The organism is Limnohabitans sp. INBF002, from assembly GCF_027924905.1.
In the GTDB taxonomy this organism is placed as follows: domain Bacteria; phylum Pseudomonadota; class Gammaproteobacteria; order Burkholderiales; family Burkholderiaceae_C; genus Limnohabitans.
Genome location: NZ_AP027055.1, coordinates 2168292 through 2186863 on the forward strand (window position 1 = coordinate 2168292; position 18572 = coordinate 2186863).

19 protein-coding genes are annotated in these 18572 nt (G+C 57.9%); 3 read left to right on the top strand and 16 right to left on the bottom strand.

Annotated elements, in window-relative coordinates; all coding sequences use genetic code 11:
• Positions 1 to 3: 3 nt before the first annotated feature.
• From QMG15_RS10880 to QMG15_RS10900, 5 genes are read right to left on the bottom strand one after another with little or no spacing between them, the layout of a single operon-like run.
• A complete protein-coding gene (locus QMG15_RS10880; RefSeq protein WP_281788623.1) occupies positions 4 to 864 on the bottom strand; it encodes a DUF429 domain-containing protein in 861 nt (286 codons plus the stop codon).
• Positions 865 to 898: 34 nt separating this feature from the next.
• On the bottom strand, positions 899 to 1324 hold the full coding sequence (locus tag QMG15_RS10885; RefSeq protein ID WP_108358264.1) for a BLUF domain-containing protein: 426 nt from the start codon (positions 1322 to 1324) through the stop codon (positions 899 to 901).
• Between the two features lie 4 nt (positions 1325 to 1328).
• The gene (gene folE, locus QMG15_RS10890) at positions 1329 to 2027 is read right to left on the bottom strand and encodes a GTP cyclohydrolase I (RefSeq protein ID WP_281788624.1); all 699 of its coding nucleotides are present in this window, start codon (positions 2025 to 2027) and stop codon (positions 1329 to 1331) included.
• 46 nt (positions 2028 to 2073) lie between these two features.
• Positions 2074 to 3270, bottom strand: coding sequence for a cardiolipin synthase ClsB (gene clsB, locus QMG15_RS10895; protein ID WP_281788625.1), 1197 nt, complete (start codon positions 3268 to 3270; stop codon positions 2074 to 2076).
• Positions 3255 to 3992 (bottom strand): endonuclease/exonuclease/phosphatase family protein, encoded by a 738-nt coding sequence (locus QMG15_RS10900; RefSeq protein WP_281788626.1) that lies wholly within the window; start codon positions 3990 to 3992, stop codon positions 3255 to 3257. Before QMG15_RS10900 ends, clsB begins: the two co-directional genes overlap by 16 nt.
• 63 nt (positions 3993 to 4055) lie before the next feature.
• Here QMG15_RS10900 and QMG15_RS10905 point away from each other — a divergent pair, with 63 nt between their 5' ends.
• Together QMG15_RS10905 and QMG15_RS10910 are read left to right on the top strand one after the other, a co-directional pair.
• A complete protein-coding gene (locus QMG15_RS10905; protein ID WP_281788627.1) occupies positions 4056 to 4799 on the top strand; it encodes a hypothetical protein in 744 nt (247 codons plus the stop codon).
• A 37-nt stretch (positions 4800 to 4836) separates the two neighbouring features.
• The gene (locus tag QMG15_RS10910; RefSeq protein WP_281788628.1) at positions 4837 to 5964 is read left to right on the top strand and encodes a class I SAM-dependent methyltransferase; all 1128 of its coding nucleotides are present in this window, start codon (positions 4837 to 4839) and stop codon (positions 5962 to 5964) included.
• On the opposite strand, the gene QMG15_RS10915 is transcribed toward QMG15_RS10910, so the two are convergent.
• Positions 5930 to 6835 carry an alpha/beta fold hydrolase gene (locus tag QMG15_RS10915; protein ID WP_158268532.1) on the bottom strand — a complete coding sequence of 302 codons (906 nt, stop codon included), beginning with the start codon at positions 6833 to 6835 and terminating at the stop codon, positions 5930 to 5932. The two genes, QMG15_RS10910 and QMG15_RS10915, sit on opposite strands and share 35 nt — an antisense overlap.
• 62 nt (positions 6836 to 6897) lie before the next feature.
• Between QMG15_RS10915 and QMG15_RS10920 the strand changes: the two genes are divergently transcribed.
• Positions 6898 to 7503: an ATP-binding cassette domain-containing protein gene (locus QMG15_RS10920; protein ID WP_281788629.1), complete on the top strand. Its 606-nt coding sequence runs from the start codon at positions 6898 to 6900 to the stop codon at positions 7501 to 7503.
• Positions 7504 to 7552: 49 nt separating this feature from the next.
• Here QMG15_RS10920 and katG read toward each other — a convergent pair whose 3' ends face one another.
• From katG to QMG15_RS10970, 10 genes are all read right to left on the bottom strand, one after another.
• Positions 7553 to 9712, bottom strand: coding sequence for a catalase/peroxidase HPI (gene katG, locus QMG15_RS10925; RefSeq protein ID WP_281788630.1), 2160 nt, complete (start codon positions 9710 to 9712; stop codon positions 7553 to 7555).
• A gap of 166 nt (positions 9713 to 9878) precedes the next feature.
• Positions 9879 to 11693 carry an aspartate--tRNA ligase gene (gene aspS, locus QMG15_RS10930; protein ID WP_281788631.1) on the bottom strand — a complete coding sequence of 605 codons (1815 nt, stop codon included), beginning with the start codon at positions 11691 to 11693 and terminating at the stop codon, positions 9879 to 9881.
• 2 nt (positions 11694 to 11695) lie between these two features.
• A complete protein-coding gene (locus QMG15_RS10935; protein ID WP_108358272.1) occupies positions 11696 to 12331 on the bottom strand; it encodes a DUF502 domain-containing protein in 636 nt (211 codons plus the stop codon).
• A gap of 24 nt (positions 12332 to 12355) precedes the next feature.
• A complete protein-coding gene (locus tag QMG15_RS10940) occupies positions 12356 to 12673 on the bottom strand; it encodes an FmdB family zinc ribbon protein (protein WP_281788632.1) in 318 nt (105 codons plus the stop codon).
• Positions 12674 to 12748: 75 nt separating this feature from the next.
• Positions 12749 to 14194, bottom strand: coding sequence for a sodium:solute symporter family protein (locus tag QMG15_RS10945; protein WP_281788633.1), 1446 nt, complete (start codon positions 14192 to 14194; stop codon positions 12749 to 12751).
• A 20-nt stretch (positions 14195 to 14214) separates the two neighbouring features.
• Positions 14215 to 15783: a ubiquinone biosynthesis regulatory protein kinase UbiB gene (ubiB, locus tag QMG15_RS10950; protein ID WP_281790126.1), complete on the bottom strand. Its 1569-nt coding sequence runs from the start codon at positions 15781 to 15783 to the stop codon at positions 14215 to 14217.
• Positions 15783 to 16352 carry a hypothetical protein gene (locus tag QMG15_RS10955; RefSeq protein WP_281788634.1) on the bottom strand — a complete coding sequence of 190 codons (570 nt, stop codon included), beginning with the start codon at positions 16350 to 16352 and terminating at the stop codon, positions 15783 to 15785. The genes ubiB and QMG15_RS10955 overlap by 1 nt, the downstream gene beginning before the upstream one ends.
• A 59-nt stretch (positions 16353 to 16411) precedes the next feature.
• Entirely contained in the window at positions 16412 to 17374 is a 963-nt protein-coding gene (locus QMG15_RS10960) for a Tim44-like domain-containing protein (RefSeq protein WP_281788635.1), read from the bottom strand.
• A 27-nt stretch (positions 17375 to 17401) separates the two neighbouring features.
• Entirely contained in the window at positions 17402 to 18133 is a 732-nt protein-coding gene (gene ubiE / locus QMG15_RS10965; protein WP_108358277.1) for a bifunctional demethylmenaquinone methyltransferase/2-methoxy-6-polyprenyl-1,4-benzoquinol methylase UbiE, read from the bottom strand.
• Between the two features lie 16 nt (positions 18134 to 18149).
• Complete coding sequence (locus tag QMG15_RS10970) at positions 18150 to 18569, bottom strand: DUF971 domain-containing protein (RefSeq protein WP_108358278.1); 420 nt, start codon at positions 18567 to 18569, stop codon at positions 18150 to 18152.
• Positions 18570 to 18572: the final 3 nt, after the last annotated feature.

An 18572-nucleotide genomic window follows, 5' to 3' on the forward strand; every position in this document is an offset into this window, starting at 1 on the left:
GTTTTAAGCCGTCACGATCCATCCTTCCAGCGGATCGCACTCGGGCAAGCCGTATTGCGCATGCCCCGCCTCATGCTGCGCTTGCGCCCACGCGGCTTGCACCATGCACAGCGCGGCGTCGAGGCTATCGCCGCTGGCATCGTCCACCAAAGTGTCGTGTTGGGCATGGCTGAGTTTGAGACGCAGGCCCAAACGGGTTTGGCCAATCTCCAAGGCCTGCAGCAGCTGTTTGCGGGCAATCAAACGCTCGGGGGTTTGCTTGGCTTTGTCGTCGCTTTTGTAACTGGTGTTGCCAATCAGCTCACGCGCCAGCAAGCCGGGGTAGGCTTCCAACGCGATACGCAAGGGCAGAGGCGACTCGGCAACTGCGGGCACGGCGGCACCGTCACACACAGCAGGCGCATGCAAGCGCGGCAGCGTGACGCCCGCCTCAATCAGCAGCGGCACGCCCGCGTGCAACATGTAGGCGACCGGCGGGTTCACCCACTTCATGGACGGGCTAGAGCCTGCAGGCGTATCGGTGGCGCGGTGCGCAAATTTGCCGCCCACAGGACGCGCATCGCAAAAGGCTTTGAAGGTGTCGCGTATCTCGGCGCGGCTGAGTGCGGCGTAGTGCTGCATGCAGGGCAACCAGTCGCGGGGCCAGTTCAAAGTTTCGACCAACTCGCGCGGTAAGCCGAACGGCAAATCGAAACCACCCACCCACGTTTGGGGCTGTTTCAGCCAATCAGCAAAGGAAACAAGTGTGTCAAACTGCAGCAAGCTTTGCAGCTGCACGCGGCCCGCTTTGGCATGACCAACAGCGACGACGACGGGTTTGCGTTTGGTGGGGCTGCTGCTGAAGTCGCAGCCAATGAGCGTCATGTCGCGTGAATTGGGTTCTGACCCCAATGGGCTGTTAAGCGCGGCCGACGATGGACGCAGTGGCCATCAGTTCTTCCAACAGCGCGAATGACACGTTGCCTGACACACCGTAAGGGTCGAGCTCAGGGGTTTCGGAGTACTTCAACACGATGGACGGGTTGAGTTTGTCCAAGCGGACGTGGCCCATGGTCCAGCCACCAAAGCGGCGCTCGGTGATTTCTTCATAAGCCAAGATCACCACGTCTTTGTGGCGCGGGTCTTTGACGATGTGGGTGTACAGCGCGTTGACTTGGTTGCGACCACCTTCGATGGCTTGCAAATAAATACCACCACCAAAACACAGCACGCCAGTGATGCCGTTGCCAATGTTGTGCTCACGCGAGCTGTTCAGGATGGATTCGGTTTCTTCGGGCGTTTCGGGTTTGACGGAACGGCTCACATACAACAGACGAACGAGCATGGCATCAACCTTTAGGAATCAGAGACAAAAATTCACGGCGCAAGTTGGGGTCTTTCAAGAAAGCACCGCGCATGACCGAGTTGATCATCTTGCTGTCCATGTCTTTCACACCGCGCCAAGACATGCAGAAATGGCTGGCTTCCATCACGATGGCCAAGCCATCGGGCTGTGTTTTTTCTTGGATCAAATCGGCCAGTTGCACCACGGCCTCTTCTTGAATTTGAGGGCGGCCCATGACCCATTCGGCCAAGCGGGCGTACTTGGACAAGCCAATCACGTTGGTGCGCTCGTTGGGCAACACGCCAATCCAGATCTTGCCAATGACGGGGCAAAAGTGGTGGCTGCACGCGCTGCGCACGGTGATGGGGCCGACGATCATCAGCTCGTTCAGGTGCTCAGCATTGGGGAATTCGGTGATGGCCGGTGCTTTGACGTAGCGGCCTTTGAAGACCTCTTGCAAGTACATCTTGGCCACGCGACGGGCGGTGTCGCCGGTGTTGTGGTCGTGCTCGGTGTCAATCACCATGCTGTCCAGCACGCCCTGCATTTTGATTTCGACTTCGTCAAGCAAAGCCTCTAACTCACCAGGCTGGATGAAGTCAGCAATGTTGTCGTTGGAGTGGAATCGCTTGCGTGCGGCGGCAATGCGCTCGCGGATCTTGACAGAAACCGGCGTGCCTTCGAAGTTGTCTTTTGCAGTCATAGGGATAATGGTATCAGCGAAGCAAAAACCTTACGCCAAGCCCTGTTCAGTAGCGTTTACCCGTCAAAAATACACCAAAGCGCAACAAGGCTGAGGCCAATGCGTCGACTGCACGTTCGCGCCAGCCACGATTGAGGTAGGCATGCGGGTCTACGCGGACAGCGCCTTGCTCAATCGCCGACACCAAACTGGCCTGCAGGGCCTGGGCCATCTGGGCGTCGTGCGCCACCACATTGGCTTCACGCGCCAGCAACAAGCTGAAAGGATCAAGGTTGGACGAACCTACGGTGAGCCACTTGCCATCGATCACGGCCACTTTGGCATGCAAATAGCTGGCGTGGTACTCGTAAATTTCTACGCCAGCGGCCATGAGTTGGCCATACAACTGGCGTGCCGCGCGGTAAGGCACGTAGTATTCATACTGCCCCTGCAACAGCAAACGCACACGCACGCCGCGGCGTGCAGCCATGAGTAACGCACGACGCAAACGCAAGCCTGGAAAGAAATAGGCACTGGCCACAATGATGTCCTGCCGCGCTGCACCAATGGCTTTGCGATAGGTGCGTTCAATGTGCGCGCGGTGGCGCACGTTGTCACGCAACACCAATTGGGTTTCGCCACGCGCGGGCAAATGCAAACGTTGCTTGGTCCTTCTAAGCGCATCCAAAGCGCTGCTTAAATCTTGGCTGCGTAACTCACGCACCGCTTCGATGCGCGACCACAACTGCGCCATGGTGGCACGTGCCGCAACCACCAATGGGCCGCGCACGCTGACGGCGTAGTCAAGCCGTGGGGCTGTCAACAAGCCTTGCACATGCGGGTCGAGGTAATCGTCCAAGATGTTGATGCCGCCACAAAATACCACCGTGGTGTCCACCACGCACAGCTTGCGGTGCAAGCGCCGCCAGCGACTGGGCAGCCAAAAGCCAAGACCGACAGCCGGGGCATACACACGCACTTGTACGCCGGCCTGCGCAAACTGATCGGCCCACACGGCAGGCAACTCGCCCGTGCCGACACCATCGACCACCACACGCACACGCACGCCACGTTGTGCTGCGCGCATAAGCGCATGCGCCACATCGGCCCCAGCACCTGCAAAGGTAAAAATATAAGTTTCCAGCAGCACCTCGTGCTGCGCAGCATCCATGGCCACGACCATGGCCGCAAACAAATCCACACCGCCTGTCAACAAGCGCATCTCGTGCGAATGTGCGCGTGCGTGGTTCACGGTGCATCCCATGCAAACTCCACCAGCAGCGGTGAGTGGTCAGACATACGGCCCCAAATCGGGCCACGCGGCACATGCGTGCTCACGCGATGCACGCCACGCGCATACACATGGTCAAGCTGCACCAAGGGCAAGCGCGAAGGGTACGTGGGGTACTGCTTACCTGCATTGGTGTGCAAGCCCACGGTGGCCATCATGCGCGACACAGCGCTGCCCCAATCGTTGAAATCGCCCGCCACCAACAAGGGCGCATCAGCAGGAATTTCCCGCTCAATGAAATCATGCAGCTGCTGTGTTTGGCGCAAGCGGCTGCCAGGCAAAAGCCCAAGGTGAATCACGATGACGTGCACCTCACGCGCTTGCACCTGCAAGGTCACGTGTAGCAAGCCACGTTGCTCTAAGCGGTGGTCTGACATGTCTTCGTGGCGCTGCTCTAGCACGGGCCAACGACTGAGCAAAGCATTGCCATGCTCACCATGCTTGGTGATGGCGTTCGTGCGGTACACGGGGGTGTAGCCCTCAGGTGCCAAAAAGTCAGCTTGCCCCTGATCCGGCCAATGCTTGAAGCGGCGGGCTTGTTGGCGATTGAACGCACGCACCTCTTGCAAACACACAATGTCCGCATCGAACTGCTCGACCGCATGGCCGAGGTTATGTATCTCTAAACGACGCGCGGGGCCTATGCCCTGCACGCCTTTGTGGATGTTGTAAGTGGCGACTTTGAATGTTTTCATCTTCAGCACACAAGTTTGCCTCAGCAAAGTCGCTCTCCATCAAAATTCTGCTAAAAACAAGAGATGCATCAAAAATCATCCGTTTATTTTTTGTCTTTGGCATTGGCATTGCCTTGTGTCGCGCAATCACAAACCCCATCCCACCCAGTGCTGCAATGGGGTCTGAGTGCAGGCGTCAACCAATACAAAGAACCCAATTTGATGCAGCTCCAAGGTCCAGAGGTCGGACTGCATGCGCGTGCGTACAACTTCAACGCAATGCCGCAACTGCATGTGGAGGGTGATGTTTTTTTCGGCAAACAGCGCTACACCAGCAACAGCACCGGCAGCATGAACGGCGTTCACAACATTGAAACGCGCTGGCGTGCCTTGATGCCCGTGTTTGCCAACACCGCCAACCAGCACGGTTTGTATGCCGGTCTTGGTCTTCACACCTTGTGGAACGATTTGCGCGGCACCAGCTCGACTGGCAGCGGCGGTTACGAACGCAGCGCGACCCAACTGTGGCTGCCCGTTCGATGGGTGAGCAACTTTTGGGAGCTAGAAGCAGGCGTCTTGGTGTATGGGCGCCACACCTCCAAACTGTCACAAGCCAACACATCGCCGCCCAGTGCGGATGTGGTGAACACGCAAAAAAAGGGCGCTTACCTGCAAGGCCAACTGAACCTGCAAATGGATGCGCGTCACACCCTATCGCCCTATGTGCGTTACACAGGCTTGGGCGACTCTGACGTGGTGAGCAACGCCTACGAGCCCGCCAGCAAACGCTGGCAAGCCGGCGTGGCTTGGCAATTCACCACACCCTGACGCGCACCCACAGGCGGCACGCCTCTATGATGCCGCCATGCTCACCCCTTTAGAAAACTTGCCCACGTGGCGCGCCGAAAGTGGCGCTGCTGCACCACGCCGTGTCGTGGCTGCAGACGACACAACATCGGCCGACACCGCCTACCGCCTTGCCTGTGAAGGTACGGGCCTGTTGTGGCAAGGTGACTTTCACAATGCACGCCAATTGCTACAAGCCTTGGCACGCCGCACAGAACGCAAGCCTAAAAAATCCAAAAAGGCAGACGCGGACGTCACACCTGTGCAAGCCTTCAACCTGCACCGCCAAGCCTTGGGCCAACGCGCCCGCATCTTGGCCATGGTGATCGTGCCGTTGAATGGCGACTACAGCATTCCATTGCGCCGCGCGCCCGATTTGAAACAAGCCTGCACCGAAGCGTGGGGCCCGGCAACAGGCGAGGCCTGCATGGTGTCGCTGCGCGAATTGTTAGGCGTGGTGGGCGCACATGAGTGGCGCAAAAAAGGCGTAGAGATTGCAGCTTTGGGCGACGCGCCCAATAACCGCATCTACCCACACTATGGCGTGTTTTCGCCGGTGCGCGGCGAATATGTGGACCTTGTGGCAAACACCCCGATCAAAGACAAATCACTCGCGTTTGACATTGGCGTGGGCACCGGCGTGTTGTCGGCCGTGTTGGCCAAGCGTGGCGTGCAACACATCGTCGCCACCGACCAGGACCCACGCGCCCTCGCCTGCGCGCGAGAAAACCTGCAACGCCTGCAGCGCATCGACAAAGTGGCATTGGTGCAAACCGATTTATTCCCCGAAGGCAAAGCACCGTTGGTGGTGTGCAACCCACCGTGGGTGCCTGCACGTCCCAGCTCACCCATCGAGCATGCGGTGTATGACGAAGGCAGCCGCATGCTGCGTGGGTTTTTAAGTGGCCTGCGTGAGCACCTGGCACCCAACGGCGAGGGTTGGCTCATCTTGTCGGATTTGGCCGAGCACCTAGGGCTGCGCACCCGAGAAGAACTGTTGTGCTGGATCAGCGAAGCGGGCTTGCTACTGCTGGGCCGTCACGACATCAAGCCGCGCCATGGCAAAGCCAGCGACGAGAACGACCCGCTGCATGCGGCGCGTGCCAAGGAAGTTACTTCGCTTTGGCGCCTCGGTAGCGCTGCTTGAGCCACGGCCAAAAGCCGCGTTCTTTTTCTTCGCGGCGCTCTTTGGCTGCCGCCGACTCCACCGCCACCGGCGCTTGACTGAGCGCTTGCAACACAAACGCACACACCTCAGGCGTGAAGGGGGCGGGGTGATGTGCCCCCGGCACTTCTAACACTTGGCATTGGGGCAGCTCACGCTTCATCACACGCACCTGCTCAATGGGACAAACGCCCGAATCGCTGCCGTGAATCAAGCGCACGGGGCCTTTGAAGTGGCTCAACAGGTGGCCAAAATTCATGCCCTTCCAATCTTTGCGATACGGCAAGTCAAAGTGCGACGGCGATTGCACCGCCACCACGGCACCTAAACTGACGTTGAACCGTGTCGCCATGACTTGAGGTTCAGGCAAGCGGCCTTCTACCTTCATGCCGTCGTACAAACCGTAAATCGACATCCACGGCAAATTCAAACCGATGTCATTGAAGTGCAAACCATCTATGCGAATGCCAGCTTGGTTCGCCAAATACATCGCCAAAATGCCACCCATGCTGGTGCCCAGCACTTCAAAACGTGTCACGGGCACGTCCGCACGCATGATGACGTGTTGAATGAAGGCCACCGTGTCGGCCAAGTACACCTGCATGGTGTAACCCGCATCGCCTGGCAATGGGCTGGAGTCCCCTCGGCCGCAATGGTCAAGGCTGATGATGCGCAGCCCACGCACCCCCTCAGCAGCTTGCAGCAGCGGGTCAAAGGTGGCGCGTGTTTCCAGCAAGCCTGGCAAACACAACAACACATGGGCACTCTGGGCGTCGCCCACTTGGCTATAAGCCAAATGGCGCTCGGCGGCAGGTAACTGGAAATTAAGAGCTGAAAATTTAGAGACTGTCATAACTGCAATCATCCTAGTCGATACTCGAAAGACAAAGCTCACACATCGCTCACGATTACGCCATGTCTACCCCTCACGCATTCATGCTCCAAGCCCAAGGTTTGAGCCTCGGTCCCATTCAAAACCTCAACTTCACTTGGCCCACAGGTGTGAGCTGGCTGTGCGGTGATGAAGGAACAGGAAAAACCACGCTGCTGCGTTTGCTGGCGGGCGATGTGCAGCCGACAGCTGGCGCTGTCACCACACCTGAAGGCGGTGTGTTCTGGGCCAACCTGCAAGACCCCGCACACGACACCACCACGGTGCAAGCCAGCTGGGATGCGCTGCGCGCACGCTACCCCAACTGGAACGCGGCATTGCAACAAGATTTAGCTGAAGCGCTCGACATGACCCCACACCTTGAGAAGCGTCTCAACATGCTCTCAGCAGGCAGCCGACGCAAGGTGATGGTGGTGGCAGCTTTGGCATCCGGCGCAACAGTCACACTGCTAGACCAGCCGTTTGCAGCGCTTGACATGGCATCCATCCACATCATTGAAGATTTTTTGCATGAAGCGGTCCATCACACGCGCAGGACTTGGATCGTGGCTGACTATGAAGCACCGGCGCAGTGGCACACCTCACGCGTGCTCAATCTTGACCTGTACGCAAGCGGCGGCGCCCAATAAAAAAGGGCACTGCAAGCAGTGCCCTTGAGGTTGCGTGAGTCCTAGCCGCTTAAAAACGATCCGCGTTCATGACCTTGGTCCAGGCGGCGACAAAGTCACGCGCCAGCTTCTCGCGGTTGTCGTCTTGCGCATAAAGCTCGGCATAAGCGCGCAAAACCGAGTTGGAACCAAACACCAAATCGACCCGCGTGGCCGTCCACTTGGCTTGGCCTGTTTGTCGATCACAGATGTCATACGAATTCCGACCTGTGGGCTTCCACTGGTAAGCCATGTCGGTCAGCGCCACGAAGAAGTCGTTGCTCAAAACCCCCACACGGTCGGTGAACACCCCGTGTTTGGAACCCCCGTGGTTGGTGCCCAGCACGCGCATGCCGCCCATCAACGCCGTCATCTCGTGAGCGGTCAGTCCCATGAGTTGGGCGCGGTCTAGCAACATCTCTTCGGGGCTCACCGCATAGTGCTGCTTGACCCAGTTGCGAAAACCGTCATGCAAGGGTTCAAGCACCGCAAACGATTCGGCATCGGTCATGTCTTGCGTCGCGTCACCACGACCCGGCATGAAGGGCACGGGGATGTCAAAGCCTGCAGCCTTCACGGCCTGTGCCACCCCCACATTGCCGGCCAACACAATCACATCGGCCACGCTGGCGCCGCTGTCTTTGGCGATGCCTTCGAGCACAGCCAGCACCTTGACCAAGCGTGCGGGTTCATTGCCTTCCCAGTCCTTTTGCGGAGCCAAGCGGATGCGTGCACCGTTGGCACCGCCACGCTTGTCGGAGTGGCGGAAAGTTCGGGCGCTGTCCCAGGCTGTAGAAACCATGTCGCTCACGCTCAATCCGCTAGCCGCGATTTTGGTTTTCACCGCAGCCACGTCGTAATCGGCTTTGCCGGCTGGCACCGGGTCTTGCCAGATCAGGTCTTCTTGCGGCACTTCGGGGCCGATGTAACGCGCCCTGGGGCCTAGGTCTCGGTGGGTCAGCTTGAACCAAGCGCGGGCGAAAACTTTGGAGAAATACGCGGGGTCTTTGTAAAACCGCTCGGAAATGACACGGTAGGCCGGGTCCATCTTCATGGCCATGTCGGCATCGGTCATCATGGGTTGCAAGCGGATCGACGGGTCTTCCACATCCACAGGCTTGTCTTCTTCCTTGATGTTGATGGGTTTCCACTGGTTCGCACCGGCCGGGCTCTTGGTGAGTTCCCATTCATAGTTGAGCAACAAGTGGAAATAACCGTTGTCCCACTGTGTGGGATGGGTCGTCCAGGCACCCTCAATGCCACTGGTGACGGTGTCACGGCCCACGCTGCGCGTGGTGTGGTTCATCCAACCCAAGCCCTGTTCCGCCACGTCCGCCCCCTCAGGCGCGGGTCCCAAGTTTTGCGCTTTGCCATTGCCGTGTGCTTTACCCACGGTATGGCCGCCTGCGGTCAGAGCCACGGTTTCTTCGTCGTTCATCGCCATGCGGGCAAAAGTCAAACGCACGTCTTGCGCTGTCTTAAGCGGGTCAGGTTGACCGTTGACCCCTTCGGGGTTCACATAGATCAGGCCCATTTGCACGGCCGCTAAAGGGTTCGCCAACGTGTCGCGCTTGTCTCCGTCGTAGCGGTTGGAACCCAACCATTCTTTCTCAGAACCCCAGTAAATGTCTTGCTCAGGGTGCCAGATGTCTTCGCGACCAAAGGCAAAGCCGTAGGTCTTGAGGCCCATGGATTCATAAGCCACGTTGCCCGCCAGCACAATCAAATCGGCCCAGCTCAGGCGGTTGCCATATTTCTTTTTGATAGGCCACAGCAAGCGGCGTGCCTTGTCGAGGTTGGCGTTGTCAGGCCAAGAATTGAGGGGGGCAAAGCGCTGGTTACCAGTGCCCGCACCACCACGGCCATCGGCAATGCGGTAAGTGCCTGCAGCGTGCCAAGCCATACGGATCATCAGGCCACCGTAATGCCCCCAGTCAGCCGGCCACCAGTTTTGGCTGTCGGTCATGAGTGCGGTCAGGTCTTTTTTGAGCGCAGGCACATCGAGTTTTTTGACTTCTTCGCGGTAGTCAAAGTCAGGCCCCATCGGGTTGGTCTTACGGTCATGCTGGTGCAGGATGTCCAGATTGAGCGCATTGGGCCACCAGACCATTGGGGCGTTGGCGTGCGTGGTGTTGGCGCCGTGCATCACAGGACACTGCCCTGTTGTTGATGAGGTTTTTTGGCTATCCATGTCACTACTCCTTCGTGGTGCTGTTGAATGGAGATCCAGTGTAGGGAGAAGCGTTACACCTTGGGTTGATATTTTCTAATCACGGCAATAGCCCATAGAAACGTTTGACAGCGCACAGACAAACGCCACCCGAAGGTGGCGTTTGCAACAAGCGTCGTTAGAAAACTTAAGCTGTTTTTGCAGCGTCCAAATTGCGCAAGCGGATGTGCAATTCGCGCAGCTGCTTTTCGTCCACAGGGCTTGGAGCTTGGGTCAGCAAGCACTGGGCACGTTGTGTCTTGGGGAAGGCGATCACGTCGCGGATCGACTCGGCACCGGTCATCAAGGTCACGATGCGGTCCAGGCCAAAGGCCAGGCCGCCGTGTGGTGGCGCGCCGTATTGCAGGGCGTCGAGCAAGAAGCCGAACTTGAGCTGGGCTTCTTCAGGCGTGATCTTCAACGCGTCAAACACTTTTTGCTGCACGTCGGCGCGGTGGATACGCACCGAGCCGCCGCCCATTTCCCAGCCGTTCAACACCATGTCGTAGCCCTTGGAGATGCACTTCTCGGGCGCGGTGACCATCCAGTCTTCGTGGCCGTCTTTGGGCGCGGTGAAAGGGTGGTGCACGGCGGTGTAACGCTGGTTCTCGTCGTCGAACTCGAACATGGGGAAGTCGACCACCCACATCGGGGCCCAACGGTCTTCGAACAGGCCGTTTTTCTTGCCGAATTCGCTGTGGCCGATCTTGATGCGCAGGGCACCGATGGCGTCGTTGACGATCTTGGCCTTGTCGGCGCCAAAGAAAATCAGGTCGCCGTTTTGCGCGCCGCAGCGCTCCAGCACAGCATTGAGTGCCGCGTCGTGGATGTTCTTGACGATGGGCGACTGCAAACCGTCACGGCCTTTGGACAGGTCGTTGACGCGGATGTAGGCCAGGCCCTTGGCGCCGTAGATCTTGACGAACTCGGTGTAAGCGTCGATCTCGCCACGGCTGATGCCGCCGCCTTCGACCGAGCCACCTGGCACGCGCAGGGCCACCACGCGACCACCCTTCATGTTGGCAGCGCCCGAGAACACTTTGAAGTCCACATCGCCCATGACGTCGGTCACTTCGGTGAACTGCAGTTTCACGCGCAGGTCAGGCTTGTCCGAGCCATAAATGTGCATGGCGTCTTGGTAGGTCATGACAGGGAACTCGCCCAGGTCCACGCCGATGGTGTTGGTGAACACGCGTTTGATCATGCCTTGGAACATGTCGCGGATTTCTTCCTCGCTCAAGAACGAGGTTTCAATATCAATCTGGGTGAATTCAGGTTGACGGTCCGCACGCAAGTCTTCGTCACGGAAGCACTTGGTGATTTGGTAATAACGGTCGTAGCCCGCCACCATCAACAGCTGCTTGAACAACTGAGGTGACTGAGGCAAGGCAAAGAAGTGACCGTCATGCACGCGGCTGGGCACGAGGTAATCGCGCGCGCCTTCGGGCGTGCTCTTGGTGAGCATGGGGGTTTCGATGTCGACAAAGCCGTTTTCATCGAGGTACTTACGCACTTCCATCGACACTTTGTAGCGCAGCATCAGGTTGTTTTGCATGTACGGACGGCGCAGGTCGAGCACGCGGTGTGTGAGACGCGTGGTCTCAGACAAGTTGTCGTCGTCGATTTGGAAGGGAGGCGTGACCGACTCGTTCAACACGATGAGTTCGTGGCACAGCACTTCAATCTTGCCGCTCTTCAAACCTTCGTTGGTCGTGCCATCAGGACGGGCGCGCACCAAGCCTTTGACTTGGATACAAAACTCATTGCGCACGTTCTCAGCCACGTTGAACATCTCAGGACGGTCTGGATCGCACACCACTTGCACGTAGCCTTCGCGGTCACGCAAGTCAATGAAGATCACGCCGCCGTGGTCACGACGACGGTTGACCCAGCCGCACAGGCTCACGGTTTGGCCATTGAGGGCTTCGGTCACCAGACCGCAATAGTGGGAACGCATTGCCATTTTTATTTTCTCTTTTCGTTAATTGCTGGGGCGCTAGGAGACACAGCGCCCATGGAGATGACATACGTCAGCGCTTCGTCGACGCTCAAATCGAGTTCGATCACATCGCTGCGTGGCACCAGCAAGAAAAATCCGCTGGTGGGGTTGGGGGTGGTGGGCACGTACACGCTCAGGTGTTCGCCCGTCAATTTGCTGGCCACTTCGCCCACGGGCGTGCCCGTTTGGAACGCGATGGTCCACATGCCTGCGTGGGGGTATTGCACCAACAGGGCTTGGCGAAACGCATTGCCGTTGCTGGAGAACAAGGTGTCCGACACCTTCTTCACGCTGGCGTAAATCGACTTGACGATGGGGATGTTGGTGAACAACTTGTCCCACTGACGTACCAGCCATTTGCCCAACACGTTAGAGGCCAAGGCGCCCGTCACCAGCAGCACCAGCAACACCAAAATGACGCCCAAGCCGGTCATGTTGCGCATGGAGGTGACCGTGTCTTGCGACACCAAAGGACGGAACTTGGAGAGGGTGTCGATGAAGATGCCGTCCATCACACCCACGAGCCATGTCAGCACCCAGACCGTGATGGCCAAAGGTGTCCAGACCAAGAGGCCTGCGAGCAGGTATTTTTTAATCGGCATGAAGAACCTAGTGGGATTGAAAAATCAGTGGCAAGCACAACCGCCGCCGCAAGCAGCGGGAGGTGTGCTGGAGGGCGTGTCAGCGCTGGCAGTCGATGCAGTTTCGGTTGCAGCGGCTGCGCCGCCCGCGACGGATGCAGGGGCCGATGTGCCGCCCGAGCCGCCTTTGAAATCGGTGGCGTACCAACCCGCGCCTTTGAGCTGAAAGCCCGCAGCCGTGAGTTGCTTAGAAAAGGTAGGTTTGCCGCACTCAGGACAATCTGTCAGCGGGGCATCTGAAATTTTTTGCAGGACGTCCTTGGCATGGCCGCAGGACCCGCATTTGTAGGCATAAATGGGCATGGCGAGACGGGTTCGGTAAAACCCTGAATTATAGGCGCCCGGCCCCTATTTCAAGGGGCGATGGCGCACCTAGGTTTAGGCCGCGCCCACCAGTTTGTGATGGCTGCCGTGGGCATTGCGGATGGCTTGTGGCCCCAAAGAGCCCACCAACATGCCCGTCAAACTGGCCAACACACCTGCCAATTGGGCAGGAAACTCGTCACCTGCTGGCGTGGCCAAGAACAAGCCCCAAGTGAGCAAGCCCAACACCAAGGCAAAGATGGCGCCTTGCGTGGTGGCACGTTTCCAGTACAGGCCAAAGGTGAGCGGCACAAACGCACCCACCAGCGGCACCTGATAAGCACCCGACACCATCTCGTAAATCGACGTGCCCTGCATGCGAATGGCATAGCCCAACACCAACATGCTGAACACCAACACCGTCACGCGCATGGCACGCAGTTCTTGTTGGTCACTTTGGTGCGGATGAAATTGGCGCCAAATGTTTTCGGTGAACGTGACGCTAGGTGCCAGCAAAGTCGCCGAAGCACAAGATTTGATAGCCGACAGCAAAGCCCCGAAGAACAAAACCTGCATGACAAACGGCATCTGCGTCATCACCAAGGTCGGCAGTACTTTTTGCGGGTCATCGGCCATCAACGCGGCCGCTTGCTCCGGCATGATGATCATGGCGCTGACCACCAAAAACATGGGTACAAACGCAAACAAGATGTAGCAAATGCCGCCAATCACGGGACCATGCGTGGCGGCCTTGATGCTGTTGGCCGACATGACCCGCTGAAACACGTCTTGCTGCGGAATCGAGCCCAGCATGATGGTGATGGCCGAGGCGAAGAAGAACAAAATATCTTTCATGTTCGGCTCAGGCCAGAACTTGAACATGTCTTGGCTGATCGCCAGCGCCATCACCTTGTCCGCACCACCCGCCTGCCCTGCGGCAAACACAGCCAAGATGGAAAGCCCCACCACCAAGATGATCATCTGAATGAAGTCGGTGATGGCCACCGACCACATGCCACCAAACAAGGTGTAGGCCAAGATAGACACCACACCTATCACCATGCCCTGCTCTAGGCTGACCACACCATCGGACAACAGGTTGAACACCAAGCCCAAAGCCGTCACTTGCGCCGACACCCAACCGAGGTAGCTGACCATGATGATGAGCGAGCACACCACTTCCACCGTGCGGCCATAGCGCTCACGGAAGTAGTCGCTGATGGTGAGCAACGTCATGCGGTAGAGCTTGCCCGCGAAAAACAGGCCCACAAAAATCAAGCAAAAGCCCGCGCCGAAAGGGTCTTCCACCACACCGTGCAAACCGCCATTCACAAACTTGGCGGGAATGCCCAACACCGTTTCTGAGCCAAACCACGTCGCAAACGTGGTGGTGACGATCATGGCCATGGGCAGGTGACGGCCTGCGATGGCGAAGTCAGCCGAGTTTTGAACGCGCTTGGCCGCCATCAAACCAATGGCGATGGTGACCAACAAATAGACGATGACGAGTGTGAGCAGCACGGGTCAACTCCGAAAAATATTTAATAAAAATGGTGCAAACGCACAAAAATTTGCATCGCAAGCAAGCCCACCACAAAGCCCCCACCCACCCACGCCATACCTTGCAGCAAGCGGTTGGTTCGGCGTTGCTCTTGAATAAGTAGCTGCAACTGGGCGTTGTCGTTATTTTGGCGATGCTTCAAAAAGTCATGCACCAGACGCGGCAATTCAGGCAAAAGCTTGGCGTAACGCGGCGCTTCGGCGATCAATTGTTTCCACAGCTTTTTAGGCCCGACTTGGTCGAGCATCCACGTTTCCAAAAACGGTTTGGCGGTGCTCCACAAATCCAAATTGGGGTCGAGCTGGCGGCCTAAGCCTTCGATGTTGAGCAAGGTTTTTTGCAGCAACACGAGTTGCGGCTGAATCTCAACATTGAAGCGACGCGAGGTTTGGAACAAACGCATCAACACCAAACCCAAAGAAATTTCTTTCAACGGGCGGTCAAAGTACGGCTCGCACACCGCGCGAATGGCAGACTCCAACTCATCCACACGTGTGTCAGTGGGCACCCAGCCTGACTCGATGTGTAACTCGGCCACACGCTTGTAGTCGCGGCGAAAGAAGGCGGTGAAGTTTTGCGCCAAATACTCTTTGTCGGTCTCCGTGAGCGTGCCCACGATACCGAAGTCCAGCGAGATATAGCGACCAAACGTGGCGGGCTCCAAGCTGACTTGGATGTTGCCGGGATGCATGTCGGCATGGAAAAAACCATCGCGAAACACCTGGGTGAAGAAGATGGTCACGCCATCGCGCGCCAGCTTTGGAATGTCCACTCCCGCTGCACGCAAACGGTCCACCTGGCTGATGGGTACACCCTTCATGCGCTCCATCACGATCACGTCGTCGCGGCAGAAATCCCAAATCATTTCAGGAATCAGCACCAGGTTGAGGCCTTCCATGTTGCGGCGCAGTTGCGCGGCATTGGAGGCTTCGCGCATGAAGTCGAGTTCGTCGTGCAGGTACTTGTCAAACTCGGCCACGACTTCGCGGGGTTTCAGGCGTTTGCCGTCGGCACTGAGACGGTCCACCCAACCGGCCATCATGCGCATGAGACTCAGGTCTTTGTCGATCACCGTCAACATACCGGGGCGCAGCACTTTAACGGCCACTTCGCGCGTTTGACCGTCGCGATCTTTGATGACTGCGAAGTGCACCTGCGCGATGGACGCGCTGGCCACGGGTTTGTGCGTGAATTCGACAAAGATTTCGTTCAGCGGGCGACCAAACGCGCGCTCGATGGTGTCCACAGCAACGTTTGACGAAAACGGTGGCACGCGGTCTTGCAAAAAGGCCAGCTCGTCGGCAATGTCGGGGGGCAGCAAATCGCGGCGGGTGGACAACACCTGGCCGAACTTCACGAAGATGGGGCCCAGATGCTCCAAGGCCTCGCGCAAACGCTGGCCGCGCGGGGCCGATAAATCGCGCCCCACCGACACAATGCGCGCCAGCAAACGCAGGCCTGGCTTTTGAAAACTGGTCAGCACCAGCTCGTCCAAGCCATAGCGCAAGACGATGAGGACGATGTAAATACCGCGCAGCAAACGGGTCATCATGGCGCGGCCTTCGCGGTTTGTTGTTGCACAAAGCTGCGCAGCGCATCGTCGATGCGCTTGGCGGTTTGCACCAAGGTGTGCGCAGGTGCGTCACCCATGAGGCGAGCCACGTCTTCTTCGGGATCCCAGCGCACGTGGTCGATCAGCCAATTGACTTCGGCGGCCAACTGCACATCGCCTTCGATGCGAATGGCAGGCTTCTCGCCTTGCAACACAGTTTTAGCCAATTCAAACGGGGAAGGTTCGTTCACACGCAGCACGAGGTCAGCAGCCTTGCCAGCTGCATCGGGCGTGATGAGCTCAACCAAACCCGCAGGCGTGAACGCACATTGAAACACTTGGTCACGCCAGCACACTTGCACTTGGCGGCCACGTTGGCGTTGCAAGCGGTCGAGCGCCGCAGGCTCTTGCATGAGCACATGGTTCAACAAGAGCACCACGCGCTGCTGCACTTCAGCCACGGCCCATGCAGGCGGCGTGAACGACTGTGGAAAATCTGCGGGAAGTTGGGCGCGCAGCGTGTCTGCTGCATCGGCCAACCAAGAAAAAGGGGACTGTGTTGCCATAGTCCCCGATTATTCCTTGTTTGGATGCCCTTCTGAGGGCATCCTGATGTTTGACAGGCTTATTGCAGAGCTTGCACGCCTGCCACCAACCAGCCCAAGCTGCCGTCTTTGGGCTTGGTCATGTTCCACACTTCGCGGAACGGTGTGGGACCAGAAGATGGTTCTTCACGGATCAGGCCCGAGAACTCCACGCTGGCCATGTAGTTGTTGCCCACGTCTTCAATACCCAACAGGTGTGCATCGAGCATGACCACATCGGTGTGGTTGACTTGGCCATTGGCTGTGGCTTCACGCTCAGCCAATTGGGCCTTGATTTCGTCCAGCATGCTGTCGGTCATCATCACGCGCAAGGCGGCGATGTCTGAGCGGTCCCACGCTTGCTGCAAGGTCATGAAGTTTTGCTTGGCAGCACTGACAAAACCAGCGGTGTCAAAGTCGGCTGGGATGCCCCAAGTTTGGTTGCCACCCAAAGCAGAACCGATCATCGAGCCACCACCCACAGGGGCGAAGTCGGTGTGGGTGTCCACAGGACGGGCTGACGAGTCGTTGCCCACATTTTTGGGGTTGTACTGAGGCAAGGTGGCGGGGTTGGCGGGAGCGCCAGCGCCTTCAAAGGCGTACGGACTGTTGTTGGCTGCTGCTGGTTGCTGGCGGCGGCGCATGATGGCACCAATCACCATCATCACAACCAAGGCCAACACGCCAAACATCAAGAACTGGCCAAACTCAGCACCAAAACCCATCGAGTGAGCCAACCAAGCGAGGCCCAAACCAGCCGCCAAACCGCCGAGCATGCCACCCATGCCACCAAAACGGCTAGGCGCAGCAGCGGGGGCTGCGGCAGGAGCTGCGGGTGCGGCGCTGGGGGTCGCTGCAGGCGCAGGCTTGGCAGCTTCACGCTGCGTCACGTTGCTGGACTGCTGGCCAGTAGATTTGCCGCCGCCTAAGCGCTTGGCGGCCTCGGCGTGCATGGTGGCAAATGCCATCGCCACCACAAAAATAGCTGTCAAAAGTTTTTTCATTTCGTCGTCTCCTGTTGTCTCAATGTATCAGCACTTGATTCCAACATGAAGCGCAACGACACCGGCGCTCATGTTGTGAAAGTCCACATGGCCAAAGCCATTTTGTTTCATGAGGACTTTCAGCTCCTCTTGGCCAGGGTGCATGCGAATGGACTCCGCCAAGTATTGGTAGCTAGATGCATCGCCCGCAATCATCTGGCCCAGCTTGGGCAGGATGTTGAAGGAGTACCAGTCGTAGGCCTTTTCTAGCGGCTTGGCCACTTTGGAGAACTCCAACACCAGCAGCTTGCCGTTGGGCTTGAGCACGCGGCACATCTCTTTGAGGGCCACGTCTTTGTGTGTCATGTTGCGCAGGCCAAAGGCCACGCTGACCACATCGAAATGGTTGTCGGGGAACGGCAGTTTCTCAGCGTCGCACACCAAAGTGGGCAACACAAAACCATGGTCCAACAAACGGTCACGCCCGGTACGCAACATGGCTTCGTTGATGTCCGTATGCACCACGCGACCCGTTTTGCCAACTTTCTTGGCAAAGGCCATCGACAAGTCACCTGTGCCGCCTGCGATGTCGAGCACTTGCGAGCCCTCGCGCAAGTCAGCCACCATGACCGTGTAGCGTTTCCACACGCGATGCAGGCCAGCGGACATGAGGTCGTTCATCACGTCGTATTTGGACGCGACCGAGTCAAACACGCCACGCACGTGCTTGGCTTTTTCTTTCTCGTCGACGGTTTTGAAGCCGAAATGGGTGCTGCTCATAATTTTGTTAATTTTATCAATGTGCGTGACTGCTACAGCCTGCGCCTGCCTTTTCGGGCATGGGGGCATCGCGCTCGGTGCCGGCTGCCTGCAAGCGGCGTTCGTAGTCAGCCCACAGCTGGTCTTGTTCAGAGCCTAAGAAATACAAGTATTCCCAAGTGAACAAGCCGCTGTCGTGGCCGTCGCTGAAGGTGGGTTTGATGGCGTAGTTGCCCACGGGCTCTAAGCCTTCGAGGTCCACCAAACGCTTACCGGTTTGCAACACCTCTTGGCCAGGGCCGTGGCCCTGCACTTCGGCAGACGGGCTGTAGACGCGCATCAGCTCAAACGGGATGCGAAAACTCGCGCCGTCGGCAAAGCTGACTTCCAACACACGCGAGGCGCCATGCACCGTGATGTCTTGAGGCGCAGGGGTGTTTTTTTGCAATCCAGCCATAAG